Below are 15,646 nucleotides of genomic sequence, written 5' to 3'. Positions count from 1 at the left end.
GTGCGGTTAACCAACAACTTCGTGCACTCAGGATAGTGCACCGTGCCCCGCGTGAAAAGACGCGAGGCACGGATCAGCGGTCTGCCGCAGATCGGGGGCCCGAGGGGTCAGGCGACGGCCTTGGAAAGCGCCTGATCCAGATCGGCGATAAGGTCGTCCGCATCCTCGGTCCCGATCGAGACACGCACAACGGACGGGCCTGCGCCTGCCGCTTCCTGCTGCTCGGCGGTCAGCTGGCGGTGGGTGGTCGAGGCGGAGTGGATGATCAGCGACCGCGTATCGCCGAGGTTCGCCACGTGGCTGAACACTTCAAGCGCATTCACCAGCTTGACGCAGGCGTCGTAGCCGCCCTTGACCGCAAAGGTGAACAGCCCGCCCGCGCCTTTGGGGCAGACCTTCTTGGCGCGCTCGAAATAGGGCGAGGATTCAAGACCCGCGTAGGTCACATAGTCGATGCGGTCATCCGCCTCGAGCCATTTGGCGATCTTCTCGGCGTTCTCGACGTGGCGATCCATGCGCAGCGAAAGGGTTTCGGTGCCCATGAGGGTATAGTGCGCCGCCTGCGGGTTCATCGTCATGCCAAGGTCACGCAGGCCGATCGCGATGCCGTGGAACGTATAGGCCAGCGGGCCGAAGGTTTCGTGGAACTTCAGGCCGTGATAGGCAGGCTCGGGCTGGCTGAGCGACGGGAACTTGTCGTTCGCGGACCAGTCGAATTTGCCCGAATCCACGATGCAGCCACCGGTGACGGTGCCGTTGCCCGTCAGGTACTTTGTCGTCGAATGCACGACCAGCGTCGCGCCGTGTTCGATGGGCCGCACGAGGTAGGGGGTCGCCGTGGTGTTGTCGATGATGAGCGGGATCTCTGCCGCATCGGCGATGTCCGCGATGGCGCGCACGTCCATGATATAGCCGCCGGGGTTGGCAATCGCCTCGCCGAACACCGCGCGCGTGTTCTCGTCGATCGCGTTCTTGACGGCTTCAAGATCATCGAAGTCCACGAATTTGCATTCCCAGCCGAAGCGCTTGATCGTGTGGCTGAACTGCGTGACCGTGCCGCCGTAGAGGCGTGTCGAGGCGACGATATTCTTGCCCGGTCCCATGATCGGGAAAAGCGCCATGATCTGCGCCGCGTGGCCGGAGGAACAGCAGACCGCGCCAACGCCGCCCTCGAGCGTGGCAATGCGTTCCTGAAGCACCGCGACCGTCGGGTTGGTCAGGCGCGAATAGATAAATCCGACTTCCTGAAGGTTGAACAGCGCCGCCGCGTGGTCCGCGTCGCGAAAGACATAGGCCGTGGTCTGGTAGATCGGCGTTTGCCGTGCGCCGGTGGCCGGATCGGGGCGTGCGCCGGCGTGAATTTGCAGGGTGTCGAAACCGTATGTGGGGCCGTCTGTCATTGTATCCTCCTCAAGAACAGATTTCCGCGGAGGTTAGGTCGAAAGCAAGGATGCCTCAATGGCGATTATCGGGCGCGCGCGGGCCGCCTTGACCGGCGGTTGCGCCTAGCGCATCCAATAACCGTTGGACTTCAGGCGGTTGCGGATCGCCTGTTCCTTGCGCGGCAGGTTCTCGCGGTCGAACAGCGCGCGCGCCTTCTGGCCGCGCCCCTGATAGATCATCCGCTTGATCGGGTCGTAGCCCTTGAGGACCTTCTTGAACTTGTTGGGGGCTGTGACCGCTTCCAGAACCTCGACGGTGCGGTCGCTCTCGCGGGCGTAGAGCAGCGGCAGCATCCGGTAGTGGCAGCTGACCGACCCGTCGATCAGACCCTCGGGGAGGGTATCGCGCCCGCCACCCAGACTGTGGATGACCAGCGGCAGTGCGATCTGGTCGAGCCAAGGATCAAAGCTCTGGGCGCAGAGTTCGACCGGCGGGGCGTTGCGGATCGCAAGCGCGTATTCCAGGAACCGCTGCCCGAAGACGCGGGGGCAGCGGTAGAAGAAAAAGCCCGCGTTGAAATAGAGATACCGCCGCCAGTATTCGTCGGGCTGCGACAGGTCCAGCGAGCTTTCGAAATCGAGACCGAACTTGTCGTAGAGCGATTTCCAAAGGCCCGTGTACCCGGGTCCGTAAAGCTGCGGCTCGGGCCACGTCCCTTCGCGCCGCAGCGACGCGGTGGGACGGTCGAAATCGAAGGGCACCGCCGCGAGATCGCCGGTAATCAGCGTATCGGTATCGAAAAAGACGAAGGGCTCCCCCTCGGGCAGGGCCAGCAGCATTTCTATCTTGTTGCCGTAGGGGTATTTCGCCCCAAAATGGCGCGCCTCGAAGGGGACGAATTCGGCGCCGAGCGCGATCAGCGTCTCGCGCACGTCCTCTGCGCGAATGGTCGGATCCTTGGGCCACAGCGGTCCCTCCTGCGGTTCCGCGATCAGGATGCGGCCCTCGAAATCGGGGGACATCGCCCGCAGGCTCGCCACGAATATCAGCGCCTCATAGGCCAGGCGTCCGTGCTGTCCGACAACCACCACGTTGAAGGATCGTTCTGCCGCCGATCTGGGTGCCATACTCTTCCTCATGCGCTTCAGCACTGCGCCCGCTGAATTTTTTCCCGGCAGTATAAAGGGCGGCTTTGGTTTTGAAAGAACGCATTTCGAAAGCCATCGGCAAAGGCACTGGCGAAGACCGTCCTAACCCCTGCGTGATCGCGCTTGCGTGATTCGTTCGGGCCCGGAATGGGTTGGAATAAAGCGGAGAACAATTGGTTAATTTATCGCGAATTGTTTCCTGTCTGGAAAATCCAATTCGTAAAAATCCTGTCCAATTGGGGCGGGAGCCGCGCGATTGTGTCCGTATTGTGGCGCAATTGCGATTTTCTCTCGGCTGGGTCGTGCTTGTCGGCGTATGGATTGCAAAACCATTTCTCTATTGGGACGCGAACAATGACCGAAAAACCATCCATTTCATTCATTCTCGGGTGTGATCCTCAGGCGAAGGTCACGATCACCGAAACAGGAACCGGCACGCTCTTCGTGGTTGTCGGTCCGGCCGATCCTGCTGTGGATGTGCTTGATGTAGACGGCGTCTTCTTCAACCTGTCCGACGACAGCACGCTGGACAGCCTGAACTTCTTTCCCGACGCCAACGCAGGCTCGATCTTTGCGCCGGTGACGGGCATTCAGGCGGCGGTCGACGCCGTGGATACGCTGTCGAACGGGGCGCAGGTCGCAGACCAGTACGATGTCGGCCTCCAGTTCGGTACGGTTGCCGACACGACCGAAGGTGTGGTGAACCAGGCCAGCTTTACCCTGTTCTCCGATAACGGTCCCATGACGATTGCCGATCTCGACGCCGACAGCTTTGCGGTGGTGGTCGACAGCGACGGTGGCAACGGTCAGGTTCTGACAACCGGCGGCGCGGGCGGGCCGGACGGCGGTGATCCCGTACTTGTCAGCAAGGAAGTCCTGTTCGAAAACTTCGACGACATTCACGAGCCCGAGCAATCCGCCGCCATCGACGGGCCCACGAACTGGGCCGTGGCGTGGGACAAGCTTGTCACCAACAGCTACAACGAAGGTGTGCTGGCGCTGAAGACCGTGCCGACGGACGGTCCCGTCACCCTGAGCTTTGACGCCAATGTCCACGACACGCATCTGTTCGAGAATTCGGGCTGGGGCGAAGACAGCCTGCGCGTCGAAGTGAACATCGACGGCACCGGTTGGGTTCTGCTCGACGAATTCCAGGTCAACGATGCGGGCACCGCGATCGTAGGGTCCGAAACCGGCCAGTCCTTCGGCAATACGCCGGGTGGCATCACCTATTCGGGCGGCATTCTGGACACGGCGGAATCCGACGTTCAGTTCCGCTTCGTGTCCGATGTGACGGCATCCGACGAATGGATCAAGATCGACAACCTCTCTGTCACCGCCTCCGAGGAAGTGGAGGGCGGCACCAATGTGGTCTGCGTCGAAACGTCCGTTTCCGACGATTTCGACGGCCTCTACGAACCCGAGCAGTCCGAACTGGTCGAAGGCCAGACAAACTGGGCCGCGGCATGGGGCAAGCTGGTCACCAACAGCCACAACGAAGGCGTGCTGGAACTGAAGGCAGTGCCCACCGACGGGGCCGCGACACTGACGTTCGATGCCAACGTCCATGACACCCGCCTGTTCGAGAACTCCGGCTGGGGCGAAGACAGCCTGCGCGTCGAAGTCAGCCTCGACGGCGGCGAATGGGTACTGCTCGACGAGTTTCAGGTCAACGATGCGGGCACCGCGATCGTGGGCTCCGAAACCGGCCAGTCCTTCGGCAACCATCCCGGTCAGGTGACCTACGAGGGCGGAATCCTCGACACCGCCCAGGAAAGCGTCCAGTTCCGTTTCGTGTCCGATCTGACCGCATCGGACGAATGGATGAAGATCGACAACGTCGAAATCACCGCCTGCGAAGAGACCGTTACCGGCGACGATCTGTGCAGCGATCCGAAGGTCGTCCTGTCCGAAAGCTTCGACGGTATCCACGCGCCGACAGACAGCGATGCCATTGCCAGCAGCGACCAATGGGCGGTGGATACATGGTACGGTGACCTCAACACGGATGGATGCCGTGACGGGACGCTGCAACTCGAGACGATCCAGAGCGAAGGCCCGACCTCCATCTCCTTCGATGCGATGGTCGGCTGTGCCGGTAACTTCGAAAACAGCGGCTCGATGGCCGATAGCCTGCGGCTGGAAGTGCAGCTGGGCGACGGGGAATGGACGCTGCTCGACGAGTTCCGCGTGAACGATGCCGGCACCAAGCTGGTCGGCTCCGAAACCGGCAACACCATCGAAGGCCATTACACATCGCTGGAATACACCGGTGGCGTGCTGGACGAGGCGAAGGGCGATGTGACATTTCGGTTCGTTTCGGACATCTCTGCGAGCAACGAAGACATCTATATCGACAATATCGAGGTCACCGCCTGTGAAGGTGTCCCGGTCGAAGAGGATGACTGCAAAGGCCAGTACGATGTCGAATACCTTGCCGGCATTCCCCTGCTTCAGCCGATCGACGACGACCAGCTGAAGGATCTCGATGCCGCCGGCGAAGAAGTGCTGGACGAACTGGCCGTCTGAGGCGTCTCTCAGCGAAGAAAATCACGCCCCCATCCGCACGACGGGTGGGGATTTTCGCGTGTCGGGACCGGTCGCGAGGCAGATACCTTTGCCGGGGGGCTGGTGCGCCGTCAATTGGGTCTGAACTGGAGTGAAAGTGGTGGGCGACCCTGGAATCGAACCAGGCGTGCGTCTCCGCGAGGGAGTTACAGTCCCCTGCCACACCTTGCGGCCTGTCGCCCACTGGCGCGTTGATTACCTGCGGGGCCAGAGGGCGTCAACACCTAAATCCGCTGATTTCACCGTGGTTTCGCACGGCTGTTTCGCGGCTGCGCAACGGCGGCGAAACAGCGTTCCCCTTGGCTTGTTCCGCGCGGCGGGATAGACGGGCGAGATACGAAAGATGCGAGGCCGGAAGATGAAAAAGCCAAAATGGGTCGTCGAGAAGGAGCAGGCGCGCAAAGCCGACGCGCGCGAGACGCTGTGGCTATTCGGTCTGCATGCTGTGCGCGACGCCTTGTCGAATCCGGCACGCGAAAAGCTGCACCTCATGGTGACGCCGAATGCGCAGGCCAAGCTGGAAGATGCGATCGCGGCCGCCGGGATCGAGCCCGAAGTCGTCGACCCGCGCAAGTTTCGCCCGCCGATCGATCAGGGGTCCGTGCATCAGGGCGCCGTGCTCGAGGTCAAGCCGCTGGACTGGGGGCGGCTTGAAGACGTGTGCATCGGGGACGCGGCCCCCCGTGTCGTCATGCTGGACCGTGTGACGGACCCTCACAACGTCGGTGCGATCCTGCGCTCGGCAGAGGTGATGGGGGCGTCGGCCGTGATCGGCACCAAGCACCACTCGGCCCCCGAAACGGGGGCGCTGGCCAAGACAGCCTCGGGTGCGCTGGAACGTCAGCCCTATCTGCGCATCCGCAATCTGGCCGAAGGTATCCGCAGCCTTCAGGACATGGGATATCTGGTGCTGGGTCTGGACGGGGAGGCCGAACAGACGATCGAAACCGCGCTGGAGGGCCGGCGCGACCGTGCTGTCGCACTGGTTCTGGGGGCCGAAGGGCCGGGCCTGCGCGAAAAGACCCGCGAGACCGTCGACCAGCTGGTGCGGATTGACGCAGGCGGCAGTTTCGGATCGCTCAACGTTTCAAATGCGGCCGCCATCGCCCTATATGCATCCCGGGCGCATCGCTGACGGAGCAGTCTTATTCAACAGTCCACGAAAATCGCGACCTGCTGCCACTGTGGCACGCGGTCGGTGCTCAAGCTGGATCGCGGGCATCACACGCTGACTTGCGGCAGCTGCGGCGCGCCCCTGCGGCAGATGAAGGCGATCCCGCGCGAGACCCAAGCGCCCCGTGCTGTCAGCCACCAGACCCCCGCGCGGCTGCGGTCCTTGCCCGAGGCCAGGCACAGCCCGCCGAAGCGGCAAAAAAAGCGCAAAAGCATCTGGAAAAAGATCGCATCGGAAGCGTTTGATATCGTTGAGGATATTTTCGACTGATCCGCACGCTGGTCCGAGCGGGGAAATCGGTGGATTGCCAAGGCAGCCCAAGACTGTAGATTCCTTCCCATGCAGTATTCAGACGCCTATCTCAAACAGATCTTGAACCGCACCAAACGGATCGCGGTGGTCGGCGTGTCGCAAAACCCTGTCCGGCCCAGCTATTACGTGGCGCGGTATCTCAAGCTCAAGGGATTCGACGTGGTGCCGGTCAATCCCGGTATCGCGGGCGAGACGCTTTTCGGCGCGACTGTGGTGGCCGATCTGGACCAGATCGAAGGGCCGGTCGATATGGTCGATATCTTCCGCCGCTCCGACGCGGTGCCGCCCATTGTCGAGCGTGCGCTGGAGGTCCTGCCTGATCTGAAAACGATATGGATGCAGATCGGCGTGAGCCATGACGAAGCCGCAGCGCAGGCAGAAGCCAAGGGGATCGACGTGATCCAGAACCGCTGTCCGAAAATCGAATACCAGCGCCTGTTCGGCGAGTTGCGCATGGGCGGTTTCGCGACGGGCGTGATATCAAGCAAGCTCTAGCGTCAACGCCTTGGCGCAGCGGCAGGGGGCAAAGTGCGTTCCTGCCGGGGCACAGGCACCCCGGCGATTATAGCCTGCAGAAGAGGAGCCTAGCGCGACGCTTTTTCCGCAAGGCCCGATTGTGACTGGCGGCGGGCGAGTTCGGCCAGCACGTCAGACAGCGGCACATCACGCGCGGCCAGCATCACCAGCAGATGATAGAGCACATCGGCAGCTTCCGAGGTCAGCGCGGGCTTGTCGTCGCGCACCGCCTCGATGATCGCCTCGATGGCTTCCTCGCCGAATTTCTCGGCGCATTTTTCGGGGCCCTTGGCCAACAACTGTGCGGTCCAGCTGCTGTCGGGGGCGGCATCCTTGCGGGAGAGGATCGTATCGTACAAATCGTCGAGCGTCATGCGAGCCTCATGGGGATGCCTGCGGCGGCCATGTGCTGCTTGGCCTCCTGTATGGTGAATTCGCCGAAGTGGAAGATCGACGCGGCCAGCACGGCAGAGGCGCCGCCTTCGGTCACGCCCTCAACAAGATGGTCAAGCGTGCCGACACCGCCCGATGCGATCACCGGGACCGAGACCGCGTCCGAGATCGCGCGGGTCAGGCCGAGGTTGAAGCCCGATTTCGTGCCGTCGCGGTCCATCGAGGTCAACAGGATCTCGCCCGCGCCACGCTCCATCATGGTGCAGGCGAATTCGACCGCATCGATGCCCGTGGGTTTGCGCCCGCCGTGGGTGAAAATTTCCCAGCGGCCGGGGGCCACGGTTTTCGCGTCGATGGCGGCAACGATGCACTGGCTGCCGAACTGGTCTGCCGCCTGCGCCACCACATCGGGGTTGGCCACGGCGGCGGAGTTGAAGCTGACCTTGTCGGCGCCGGCCAGCAGCAGGGCACGCACATCTGCAGCGGTGCGCACGCCGCCGCCCACGGTCAGCGGAATATAGCAATGCTCGGCGGTGCGCCGCACGAGATCGAACATGGTGCCGCGATTTTCATGGGTGGCGTGGATATCCAGAAAGCACAGCTCGTCCGCGCCGGCGGCGTCGTAGGCAATCGCGGCATCGACCGGATCCCCCGCATCGCGCAGTCCGACAAAGTTCACGCCTTTGACGACACGGCCGTCGGCAACATCGAGACAGGGGATGATACGGGTTTTGAGCATGGCGTTCTTCTAGTGGGACAGGCGGCGCGGGGCAAGCGGGGGAGCGGGCCGAGGCCCGCATGAGTTTAGGGGCAAAATGGAGATTCAGTCGCGCAATGCAGCCAGTGCCTCGCGCAGATCGATGGCCCCGTCATAGAGGGCGCGGCCCGAAATCGCGCCAGCAATCACGCCGGTGGCATCGAGGGCCTTGAGATCGTCCAGAGAGGAGACACCGCCCGAGGCGATGACGGGAATCGATACAGCACGCGCGAGATCGGCGGTGGCATCGATGTTCGGCCCGCCCATCGCGCCATCGCGCAGGATGTCGGTATAGATGATCGCGGCCACGCCCGCGTCCTCGAAAGACCTTGCGAGGTCGGTGGCGATGACGTCGGTTTCCTCGGCCCATCCCTTGGTTGCGACACGGCCCTCGCGGGCGTCGATGCCGACGGCGACCTTGCCGGGAAAGGCGCGGGCGGCCTCGCGCACCAGCGCGGGATTTTCCACGGCGACGGTCCCGAGGATGACGCGCGCGAGGCCGCGGTCGAGCCAGCGTTCGATCGTCGCCATGTCGCGGATGCCGCCGCCGAGCTGGGCGGGGACCTTGCAGCGCTTCAGAATTGCTTCGACCGGGGCGGCGTTCACCGGCTCTCCGGCGAAGGCGCCGTTGAGGTCGACCAGATGCAACCACGTGCATCCCGCATCCACGAATGTCTGGGCCTGAGCCGCGGGATCGTCGTTGAAGACGGTCGAGCGGTCCATATCGCCGTGTACAAGGCGGACGGCTTGTCCGTCCTTCAGGTCGATTGCGGGGAAGAGGATCATGGCGCAGCCCTTGGACAGTTGAATGACCGGGGTTTTGCACGGTTTCGGCGCGGGCGCAACGCGCCGTCACGTCATGCTTGCCAGAACGCGCAGGTCTGTATCATGCTTGGCCTCGAGAAGAGGGAGGAAACCTATGAAACGAGTAATGGTTCCCGCGGCGCTGGCGCTGGGTCTGGCAGGCGCGGCCTGGGCCGATCCGGCGGAAGGCATCTGGAAGACCGAAGTGGACGATGGCGCCTATGCCCACGTCAAGATGAGCCCCTGCGGTGCATCGATCTGCGGGGTGATTGCGCGCACCTTCAACAGTTCGGGGGAATACAAGTCCGAGAACATCGGCAAGCAGCTGGTCTGGGACATGCAGCCCGCCGGCGGGGGCGACTACAAGAGCGGCAAGATCTGGCAGCCGTCGACCGGCAAGACCTACAAGTCGAAGATGAGCCTGTCTGGCAACACGCTTGCCGTTTCAGGCTGCATCGGGCCGATCTGCAAGAAACAGACCTGGAGCCGGGTGAAGTAGATCCGGCTGCGGCAGGACGAAAGCGGGCGCGGGGCAGGGATGTTCCGCGCCCGCAGCGTTCAGGGGCGCCAGCGCAAAAAGTTCGCGATCATCCGCAGGCCGGTTGTCTGGCTTTTCTCGGGGTGGAACTGCATCCCGATCATGTTGGCGCGACCGATCACCGCCGTGACGTCGCTGGCGTAATCCACATGGGCCAGACGTTCCGCCGGTTTTTCGACGGCCATGTGATAGCTGTGCACGAAATAGGTATGATCGCCCGTGGCAATCCCGTCGAAAACCGGGTGCGGCGCATCGATGATAAGATCGTTCCACCCCATATGCGGCACTTTCAGTGACGCATCGGCAGGGGTGATGCGCGTCACCTCGCCCGCGATCCAGTCGAGGCCCTCCGTATCTTCGTATTCGCGCCCGATGCTGGCCATCAGCTGCATCCCGACGCAGATGCCCAGAAACGGGCGGCCGTGGTTTTCGACCGCATCGGTCATCGCCTCGAAGAGCCCTCCGGTGCCTTTAAGCGCGGCCATGCAGGCCGGAAACGCCCCGTCGCCGGGCAATACGATACGGTCGGCTGAGGCGACAACATCGGCGTCGGATGTCACGACAACCTCGCCTGCATCCACTTCGCGCGCCATGCGTTCGAATGCCTTGTGGGCGGAATGCAGGTTGCCGCTTTCGTAATCGATGATCGCCGTAAGCATCAGAGGCTGCCCTTGGTCGAGGGGATCGCATCCGACTTGCGCGGATCGCTTTCCAGCGCGTCGCGCAGTGCCCGCGCCACCGCCTTGAACGCGGCCTCGGCAATGTGGTGGCTGTTCAGACCGTGAAGCTGGTCAACGTGCAGGGTGATGCCCCCGTGGGTCGAAAACGCCTGAAAGAACTCGCGCACGAGTTCCGTGTCGAAACTGCCGATCTTGGCCGTGGGCAGATCGACGTTCCACACCAGAAAGGGCCGGCCCGACAGATCGAGCGCCGCGCGCACCAGCGCGTCGTCCATGGGCAGCAGACAGCTGCCGTAGCGGGTGATGCCGCGCTTGTCGCCGACCGCCTCGCTCAGCGCCTGTCCGAGAGCGATGCCGACATCCTCGACGGTGTGGTGGTCGTCGATGTGCAAATCGCCCTCGCAGCGCACGGTCATGTCGATCAGCGCGTGCCGCGACAGCTGGTCGAGCATGTGGTCGAAGAAGCCGACGCCGGTGCGGTTGTCGTAGGTGCCGCTGCCGTCGAGATTGATATCGACGCTGATGTCCGTTTCCGCGGTCTTGCGGGTGATGCTGGCGCTGCGCATGGCGATTTTCCTTTGTGTCTCGGCGCTCTTATACCATCGCAGCCATGCGGGCCAAGAGCCGCTTTGGGTTGCGGCGCGGCGGCCTTCGTGACAGCGTGGCGGTATCATCCGCCGGAGCTTTGACATGTCCACTTGCGTCTTTATCCAGATCCGCTGCCGTCCCGGTTCGACCTACCGCGTTGCCGAGGCGATCGCCCTGCGTGAAATCCATTCCGAACTCTATTCCACATCGGGCGATTTCGACCTTCTGATGAAGGTCTATATCCCCAAGGGTGAGGACGTGGGCGTTTATATCAACGACAATCTGCTCGATATCGAAGGCATCGAACGCTCGCTGACGACCATGACGTTCAAGGTCTTTTGATGCGGCTTGTGACGCTCGCAGTTTGCGCGGTGCTGGGCTTTCCCGCTCTCGCGGCCCCGCAGCGCGTCTACGAGGGGTCCGAGGCCGCGGCCCTGCGCTGTGCGAACATGATGGCGCTGACGGGGGTGACGCTGGGGCGGGCGGGGCTGATGACCAGCGAGGAGAAAGACATCCTCGTGGGGATCAGTATCCTGATTCTCGAACGCCATGTCTCCGGAAGCTGGCCCGAGAAAAAGCGCGCGATGGAAATCATGCGCGACCGGCGCGACGTGGACGCCACGCTCGAAGACTACCAGCGCAACGCGCCGGGCTGTCTGAAGCGCTTTCCGATCAACTGAAATTCCGATGCAGTCCAGTCCGGCAGGGGCGGGCGCGGCGCGTGCGCCCGAGTCCTCGCTCTGATCACGCGGCCCCCGGAGACGCGAAAGGCCGCCCGAAGGCGGCCTTGCGGTAAACCGGTGGGGTCCCGGTTTCTAACTGGAGCGGGCGAGGCGATTCGAACGCCCGACCCTAACCTTGGCAAGGTTATGCTCTACCCCTGAGCTACGCCCGCATCCGTTAGTGGGGCTGATTTAGCTGCCACGACCGGAGGCCGCAAGAGGGAATTTCGCAAAGCCGGCAAAATTTTTCGCCGATAGCGCGCGGAGCGGATGTTGGACCATCGCCACCGGTGTCGGAGCAGGGATCGGGGGCTTTTCGCAGTCCGAGAAAGCGATAGGCCGCCTGGCGGCTTGGCGCGAAAAAGGGTGCCGCGCCAACCGCGGCCAGAGTGGCCGCGGAGTGCTTCGTTGTGCGTTGCAGATGGGCGCGTGGCGTCCGGCGGCGGGGTTACTCAAGCTCGACCAGCAGATCCTTTGCGTCGATCTGGGCACCGGGGGTGATATGGACCGCCTTGACCGTCGCGTCGCGTTCGGCGTGCAGGCCGGTTTCCATCTTCATCGCCTCGATGGTCAGCAGCAGATCGCCCTGTTTCACCTTCTGGCCCGCGCTGACCGCGACGGTTGCGACAACGCCGGGCATCGGGGCGCCGACGTGATCGGTATTGCCGACCTCCGCCTTGGGCCGCGACTGGGTCGTTGCCTTGACCATGCGGTTGGGAACCCGGATCACGCGCGGCTGTCCGTTGAGTTCGAAGAACACCTTCACCTCACCGTCTTCGTTGGTCTCGCCCACCGCCTGAAGCCGGATTTCCAGCGTCTTGCCGGGGTCGATCTCGGTCGAGATTTCTTCGCCCGGTTCCATTCCGTAGAAGAAGACGGGCGTGGGCAGGGTACGCACGGGCCCGTAGGTCTCGTGGCGTGCCATATAATCGATGTAGACCTTCGGATACATCAGGTAGCCCGCCAGATCCTCGTCATCGATCTTGGCACCGTCGAGCTTGTCCGAAAGCTCCTTGCGGGTCGCTTCAAGGTCGACCGGGGCGAGGTGCTTGCCGGGGCGTTCGACATTGGGCGTCTCGGTCTTCAGCACTTTCTTGACGATACCGTCGGGAAAGCCGCCAGGGGGTTGGCCGAGATTGCCGCGCATCATGTCGATGACGCTGTCGGGAAAGCTGACGTCGGTTGCGGGATCCTCGACCTGCGCGCGCGTGAGGCCCTGGCTGACCATCATCAGGGCCATGTCGCCCACCACTTTCGACGAAGGCGTGACCTTCACGATATCGCCGAACATCAGGTTCACGTCGTGGTAGGTGCGCGCGACCTCGGGCCAGCGTTCCTCCAGCCCCAATGACGCGGCCTGCGCCTTGAGGTTGGTGAACTGCCCGCCGGGCATCTCGTGCAGATAGACCTCGGAGGAGGGCGCCTGCATGCCGGTCTCGAAGGCGCGGTACTGGTTGCGCACCTCTTCCCAGTAGTCGGAAATCTCGCGCACGGCGCGCATGTCCAGACCGGTGTCGCGGTCGGTGTGGCGCAGTGCCTCGACCACGGAACCGAGAGTGGCCTGCGAGGTGTTGCCGGACAGCGCGTCCATGGCACAGTCGACAGCGTCGACGCCTGCCTCACTGGCCGCAAGGATCGTCGCACAGGCGATCCCCGCCGTGTCGTGGGTGTGAAAGTGGATCGGCAGCCCGACTTCGGATTTCAGCGCCCGAACCAGCTGTCGTGCCTGTGCGGGCTTCAGCAGACCCGCCATATCCTTGAGGCCCAGTACATGCGCCCCGGCGTCGCGCAGATCCTTGCCCATCTTGACGTAGTACTTCAGATCGTATTTCGCGCGGTCGGGGTCGAAGATGTCGCCGGTATAGCAAATCGTCCCTTCGCAGACCTTGCCGCTGTCGAGCACCGCATCCATCGCGACGCGCATGTTCTCGACCCAGTTGAGGCTGTCGAAGACGCGGAACACATCGACGCCGGTGTCGGCGGCGGTCTTCACGAAGTGCTGCACCACATTGTCCGGGTAATTGGTGTAGCCGACGCCGTTTGAGCCCCGCAGCAACATCTGCGTCATGATATTGGGCATGCGTTCGCGCAGGTCGCGCAGGCGCTGCCACGGGCATTCCTGCAAGAAGCGGTAGGCCACGTCGAAGGTCGCGCCGCCCCAACATTCGACCGACAACAGCTGCGGCAGGTTGGCCGAGTAGGCAGGGGCCACATTGATCATGTCAAAGCTGCGCATCCGCGTTGCCAGCAGCGACTGGTGGCCGTCGCGCATGGTCGTGTCGGTGATCAGAAGCTGGCGCTGCTGGCTCATCCAGTCGGCGACGGCCTGCGGGCCTTTCTGCTCCAGCAGGTTGCGGGTGCCCATCATCGGCTCGGCCCGCTGGGCGGGGGGCATCGGCAGGCGATGCGCCTTGGCCGGCAGCGGCTTGTCCTTGGTCTCGGGGTGACCGTTGACGGAGATGTCCGCGATATAGGTGAGAACCTTGGTGCCCCGGTCACGCCGCGCGGCGAACTGGAAAAGCTCCGGCGTCTGGTCGATGAATTTGGTGTGATAGGTATTGTCGAGGAACGTCGGGTGCTTCAGCAGGTTCTCGACGAAGGCGATATTGGTGCTGACGCCGCGGATGCGGAATTCGCGCAGGGCGCGGTCCATGCGGGCAATCGCCATTTCCGGTGTGGGGGCTTTGGCGGTCACCTTGGTCAGCAGGCTGTCGTAGTAGCGGGTGATCACGCCGCCCGCGTAGGCTGTGCCGCCGTCCAGACGGATGCCCATGCCGGTCGCCGAGCGGTAGGCGGTGATGCGTCCGTAGTCGGGGATGAAGTTGTTCTGCGGGTCTTCGGTCGTGATCCGGGTTTGCAGCGCGTGTCCGGTCAGGGTGATGTCCTCCTGCCGTGCCTTGCCGGTGGCCTCGGCAATCGTCTTGCCTTCGGCGATCAGGATCTGGGCGCGCACGATGTCGATGCCGGTCACTTCCTCGGTGACGGTGTGTTCGACCTGCACGCGGGGGTTCACCTCGATGAAGTAGAACTGTTCCGTTTCCATATCCATCAGGAACTCGACGGTTCCCGCGCATTCGTAATTCACATGGGCGCAGATCTTGCGGCCCAGCTCACAAATCTCGGCACGCTGGTCTTCGGTCAGGTAGGGGGCGGGGGCGCGCTCCACCACCTTCTGGTTGCGGCGCTGGACAGAGCAGTCGCGTTCGTAAAGGTGATAGATTTCGCCGTGCGTATCGCCGAGGATCTGCACCTCGACGTGGCGCGCGCGCAGGATCATCTTTTCCAGATATCCCTCGCCGTTGCCAAAGGCCGCTTCGGCCTCGCGGCGGCCCTCGCGGACTTTCTCTTCCAGTTCAGCTTCGTTCTGGATCGGGCGCATCCCGCGCCCGCCGCCGCCCCAGCTGGCCTTGAGCATCAGCGGATAGCCGACCTCGGCCGCCTCTTTCTTGATCGCGGCCATATCGTCGCCCAGCACTTCGGTGGCGGGGATGACGGGCACGCCTGCCTCGATCGCGACGCGGCGGGCGCTGGCCTTGTCGCCCAATGCGCGCATGGTTTCGGCCTTGGGCCCGATGAAGGTGATGCCGTTCTGCGCGCAGGCATCCACGAAATCGGGGTTCTCGGACAGCAGACCGTAGCCGGGGTGGATCGCGTCGGCGCCGCATTCCTTGGCCACGCGGATGATCTCGTCAATGCTGAGATAGGCGGCGACCGGTCCCAGATCCTTGCCGATGCGGTACGCTTCGTCCGCCTTGAACCGGTGCAGGCCCAGCTTGTCCTCTTCGGCAAAAACCGCGACCGTCTTTTTGCCCATTTCATTGGCTGCGCGCATGATGCGAATGGCAATCTCGCCGCGGTTGGCGATCAGGATCTTGCGGAAATCGGTCATGGAGGGGCCTTTGGGTAAAGTGACGTTAAGGCAAACTACGCGCTAAGCTGCACCCGCTGCAATGCGGGAGACTGGGTAGGGCGGGAATGATCCGCAATGGATATTTCCGCACCCGTTTTTCAGGCATGATATTGGGGGTGGCGTGAAACAAAAGGTTGTCGCAGGTGCAGCGAT

Annotated in this window: 15 protein-coding genes and 2 tRNA genes; 6 read left to right on the top strand and 11 right to left on the bottom strand. The window is 63.1% G+C overall.

Annotated elements, in window-relative coordinates:
• Positions 1-107: 107 nt before the first annotated feature.
• Positions 108-1,400 carry an O-acetylhomoserine aminocarboxypropyltransferase/cysteine synthase family protein gene (locus tag ABMC89_RS06165; RefSeq protein WP_349566275.1) on the bottom strand — a complete coding sequence of 431 codons (1,293 nt, stop codon included), beginning with the start codon at positions 1,398-1,400 and terminating at the stop codon, positions 108-110.
• Between the two features lie 105 nt (positions 1,401-1,505).
• Positions 1,506-2,510, bottom strand: a complete 1,005-nt coding sequence (locus tag ABMC89_RS06160) for a GT-B fold glycosyltransferase domain-containing protein (RefSeq protein ID WP_349566273.1) — start codon at positions 2,508-2,510, stop codon at positions 1,506-1,508.
• A 375-nt stretch (positions 2,511-2,885) separates the two neighbouring features.
• Between ABMC89_RS06160 and ABMC89_RS06155 the strand changes: the two genes are divergently transcribed.
• Positions 2,886-5,060 carry a hypothetical protein gene (locus ABMC89_RS06155; protein WP_349566271.1) on the top strand — a complete coding sequence of 725 codons (2,175 nt, stop codon included), beginning with the start codon at positions 2,886-2,888 and terminating at the stop codon, positions 5,058-5,060.
• A gap of 137 nt (positions 5,061-5,197) precedes the next feature.
• Here the strand turns inward: ABMC89_RS06155 and ABMC89_RS06150 are convergent.
• A tRNA-Tyr gene (locus ABMC89_RS06150) sits at positions 5,198-5,281 on the bottom strand.
• A gap of 176 nt (positions 5,282-5,457) precedes the next feature.
• Between ABMC89_RS06150 and rlmB the strand changes: the two genes are divergently transcribed.
• Positions 5,458-6,234 carry a 23S rRNA (guanosine(2251)-2'-O)-methyltransferase RlmB gene (rlmB, locus tag ABMC89_RS06145; RefSeq protein WP_349566269.1) on the top strand — a complete coding sequence of 259 codons (777 nt, stop codon included), beginning with the start codon at positions 5,458-5,460 and terminating at the stop codon, positions 6,232-6,234.
• Between the two features lie 86 nt (positions 6,235-6,320).
• On the opposite strand, the gene ABMC89_RS06140 is transcribed toward rlmB, so the two are convergent.
• Positions 6,321-6,488, bottom strand: coding sequence for a hypothetical protein (locus tag ABMC89_RS06140; RefSeq protein ID WP_349566267.1), 168 nt, complete (start codon positions 6,486-6,488; stop codon positions 6,321-6,323).
• A gap of 124 nt (positions 6,489-6,612) precedes the next feature.
• Between ABMC89_RS06140 and ABMC89_RS06135 the strand changes: the two genes are divergently transcribed.
• Positions 6,613-7,080 carry a CoA-binding protein gene (locus ABMC89_RS06135; protein WP_349566265.1) on the top strand — a complete coding sequence of 156 codons (468 nt, stop codon included), beginning with the start codon at positions 6,613-6,615 and terminating at the stop codon, positions 7,078-7,080.
• Between the two features lie 89 nt (positions 7,081-7,169).
• On the opposite strand, the gene ABMC89_RS06130 is transcribed toward ABMC89_RS06135, so the two are convergent.
• The 3 genes from ABMC89_RS06130 to hisA form a co-directional block, all read right to left on the bottom strand.
• Positions 7,170-7,475: a phosphoribosyl-ATP diphosphatase gene (locus ABMC89_RS06130; protein WP_349566263.1), complete on the bottom strand. Its 306-nt coding sequence runs from the start codon at positions 7,473-7,475 to the stop codon at positions 7,170-7,172.
• The gene (gene hisF / locus ABMC89_RS06125) at positions 7,472-8,233 is read right to left on the bottom strand and encodes an imidazole glycerol phosphate synthase subunit HisF (RefSeq protein ID WP_349566261.1); all 762 of its coding nucleotides are present in this window, start codon (positions 8,231-8,233) and stop codon (positions 7,472-7,474) included. The genes ABMC89_RS06130 and hisF overlap by 4 nt, the downstream gene beginning before the upstream one ends.
• Before the next feature lie 84 nt (positions 8,234-8,317).
• The gene (gene hisA / locus ABMC89_RS06120; RefSeq protein ID WP_349566259.1) at positions 8,318-9,037 is read right to left on the bottom strand and encodes a 1-(5-phosphoribosyl)-5-[(5-phosphoribosylamino)methylideneamino]imidazole-4-carboxamide isomerase; all 720 of its coding nucleotides are present in this window, start codon (positions 9,035-9,037) and stop codon (positions 8,318-8,320) included.
• 133 nt (positions 9,038-9,170) lie between these two features.
• On the opposite strand from hisA, the gene ABMC89_RS06115 reads away from it, so the two are divergent.
• Positions 9,171-9,554: a DUF2147 domain-containing protein gene (locus tag ABMC89_RS06115; RefSeq protein WP_349566257.1), complete on the top strand. Its 384-nt coding sequence runs from the start codon at positions 9,171-9,173 to the stop codon at positions 9,552-9,554.
• A 59-nt stretch (positions 9,555-9,613) separates the two neighbouring features.
• Here ABMC89_RS06115 and hisH read toward each other — a convergent pair whose 3' ends face one another.
• Together hisH and hisB are read right to left on the bottom strand one after the other, a co-directional pair.
• On the bottom strand, positions 9,614-10,252 hold the full coding sequence (gene hisH, locus ABMC89_RS06110) for an imidazole glycerol phosphate synthase subunit HisH (protein WP_349566255.1): 639 nt from the start codon (positions 10,250-10,252) through the stop codon (positions 9,614-9,616).
• Positions 10,252-10,839, bottom strand: a complete 588-nt coding sequence (gene hisB, locus ABMC89_RS06105; protein WP_349566253.1) for an imidazoleglycerol-phosphate dehydratase HisB — start codon at positions 10,837-10,839, stop codon at positions 10,252-10,254. The genes hisH and hisB overlap by 1 nt, the downstream gene beginning before the upstream one ends.
• A gap of 124 nt (positions 10,840-10,963) precedes the next feature.
• Between hisB and ABMC89_RS06100 the strand changes: the two genes are divergently transcribed.
• Together ABMC89_RS06100 and ABMC89_RS06095 are read left to right on the top strand one after the other, a co-directional pair.
• Positions 10,964-11,203, top strand: a complete 240-nt coding sequence (locus ABMC89_RS06100) for an Lrp/AsnC ligand binding domain-containing protein (RefSeq protein ID WP_349566250.1) — start codon at positions 10,964-10,966, stop codon at positions 11,201-11,203.
• The gene (locus ABMC89_RS06095; RefSeq protein WP_349566248.1) at positions 11,203-11,541 is read left to right on the top strand and encodes a hypothetical protein; all 339 of its coding nucleotides are present in this window, start codon (positions 11,203-11,205) and stop codon (positions 11,539-11,541) included. Before ABMC89_RS06100 ends, ABMC89_RS06095 begins: the two co-directional genes overlap by 1 nt.
• Positions 11,542-11,681: 140 nt before the next feature.
• On the opposite strand, the gene ABMC89_RS06090 is transcribed toward ABMC89_RS06095, so the two are convergent.
• A tRNA-Gly gene (locus ABMC89_RS06090) sits at positions 11,682-11,756 on the bottom strand.
• A gap of 275 nt (positions 11,757-12,031) precedes the next feature.
• Positions 12,032-15,472 (bottom strand): pyruvate carboxylase, encoded by a 3,441-nt coding sequence (locus ABMC89_RS06085; RefSeq protein WP_349566246.1) that lies wholly within the window; start codon positions 15,470-15,472, stop codon positions 12,032-12,034.
• Between the last annotated feature and the right edge of the window lie 174 nt (positions 15,473-15,646).

The organism is Sulfitobacter sp. HNIBRBA3233, assembly GCF_040149665.1.
Taxonomy (GTDB): domain Bacteria; phylum Pseudomonadota; class Alphaproteobacteria; order Rhodobacterales; family Rhodobacteraceae; genus Sulfitobacter; species Sulfitobacter marinivivus.
This window is presented reverse-complemented; position numbering and strand designations above follow the sequence as displayed.

Excerpts from the sequence above, each read along its gene's own strand:
- hisF (WP_349566261.1), bottom strand. The coding sequence starts at position 8,233 with ATGCTCAAAACCCGTATCATCCCCTGTCTCGATGTTGCCGACGGCCGT.
- ABMC89_RS06165 (WP_349566275.1), bottom strand. The coding sequence starts at position 1,400 with ATGACAGACGGCCCCACATACGGTTTCGACACCCTGCAAATTCACGCC.
- hisA (WP_349566259.1), bottom strand. The coding sequence starts at position 9,037 with ATGATCCTCTTCCCCGCAATCGACCTGAAGGACGGACAAGCCGTCCGC.
- ABMC89_RS06095 (WP_349566248.1), top strand. The coding sequence starts at position 11,203 with ATGCGGCTTGTGACGCTCGCAGTTTGCGCGGTGCTGGGCTTTCCCGCT.
- ABMC89_RS06135 (WP_349566265.1), top strand. The coding sequence starts at position 6,613 with ATGCAGTATTCAGACGCCTATCTCAAACAGATCTTGAACCGCACCAAA.
- hisH (WP_349566255.1), bottom strand. The coding sequence starts at position 10,252 with ATGCTTACGGCGATCATCGATTACGAAAGCGGCAACCTGCATTCCGCC.
- ABMC89_RS06155 (WP_349566271.1), top strand. The coding sequence starts at position 2,886 with ATGACCGAAAAACCATCCATTTCATTCATTCTCGGGTGTGATCCTCAG.
- ABMC89_RS06130 (WP_349566263.1), bottom strand. The coding sequence starts at position 7,475 with ATGACGCTCGACGATTTGTACGATACGATCCTCTCCCGCAAGGATGCC.
- ABMC89_RS06085 (WP_349566246.1), bottom strand. The coding sequence starts at position 15,472 with ATGACCGATTTCCGCAAGATCCTGATCGCCAACCGCGGCGAGATTGCC.
- ABMC89_RS06100 (WP_349566250.1), top strand. The coding sequence starts at position 10,964 with ATGTCCACTTGCGTCTTTATCCAGATCCGCTGCCGTCCCGGTTCGACC.
- hisB (WP_349566253.1), bottom strand. The coding sequence starts at position 10,839 with ATGCGCAGCGCCAGCATCACCCGCAAGACCGCGGAAACGGACATCAGC.
- ABMC89_RS06140 (WP_349566267.1), bottom strand. The coding sequence starts at position 6,488 with ATGCTTTTGCGCTTTTTTTGCCGCTTCGGCGGGCTGTGCCTGGCCTCG.
- ABMC89_RS06115 (WP_349566257.1), top strand. The coding sequence starts at position 9,171 with ATGAAACGAGTAATGGTTCCCGCGGCGCTGGCGCTGGGTCTGGCAGGC.
- rlmB (WP_349566269.1), top strand. The coding sequence starts at position 5,458 with ATGAAAAAGCCAAAATGGGTCGTCGAGAAGGAGCAGGCGCGCAAAGCC.
- ABMC89_RS06160 (WP_349566273.1), bottom strand. The coding sequence starts at position 2,510 with ATGGCACCCAGATCGGCGGCAGAACGATCCTTCAACGTGGTGGTTGTC.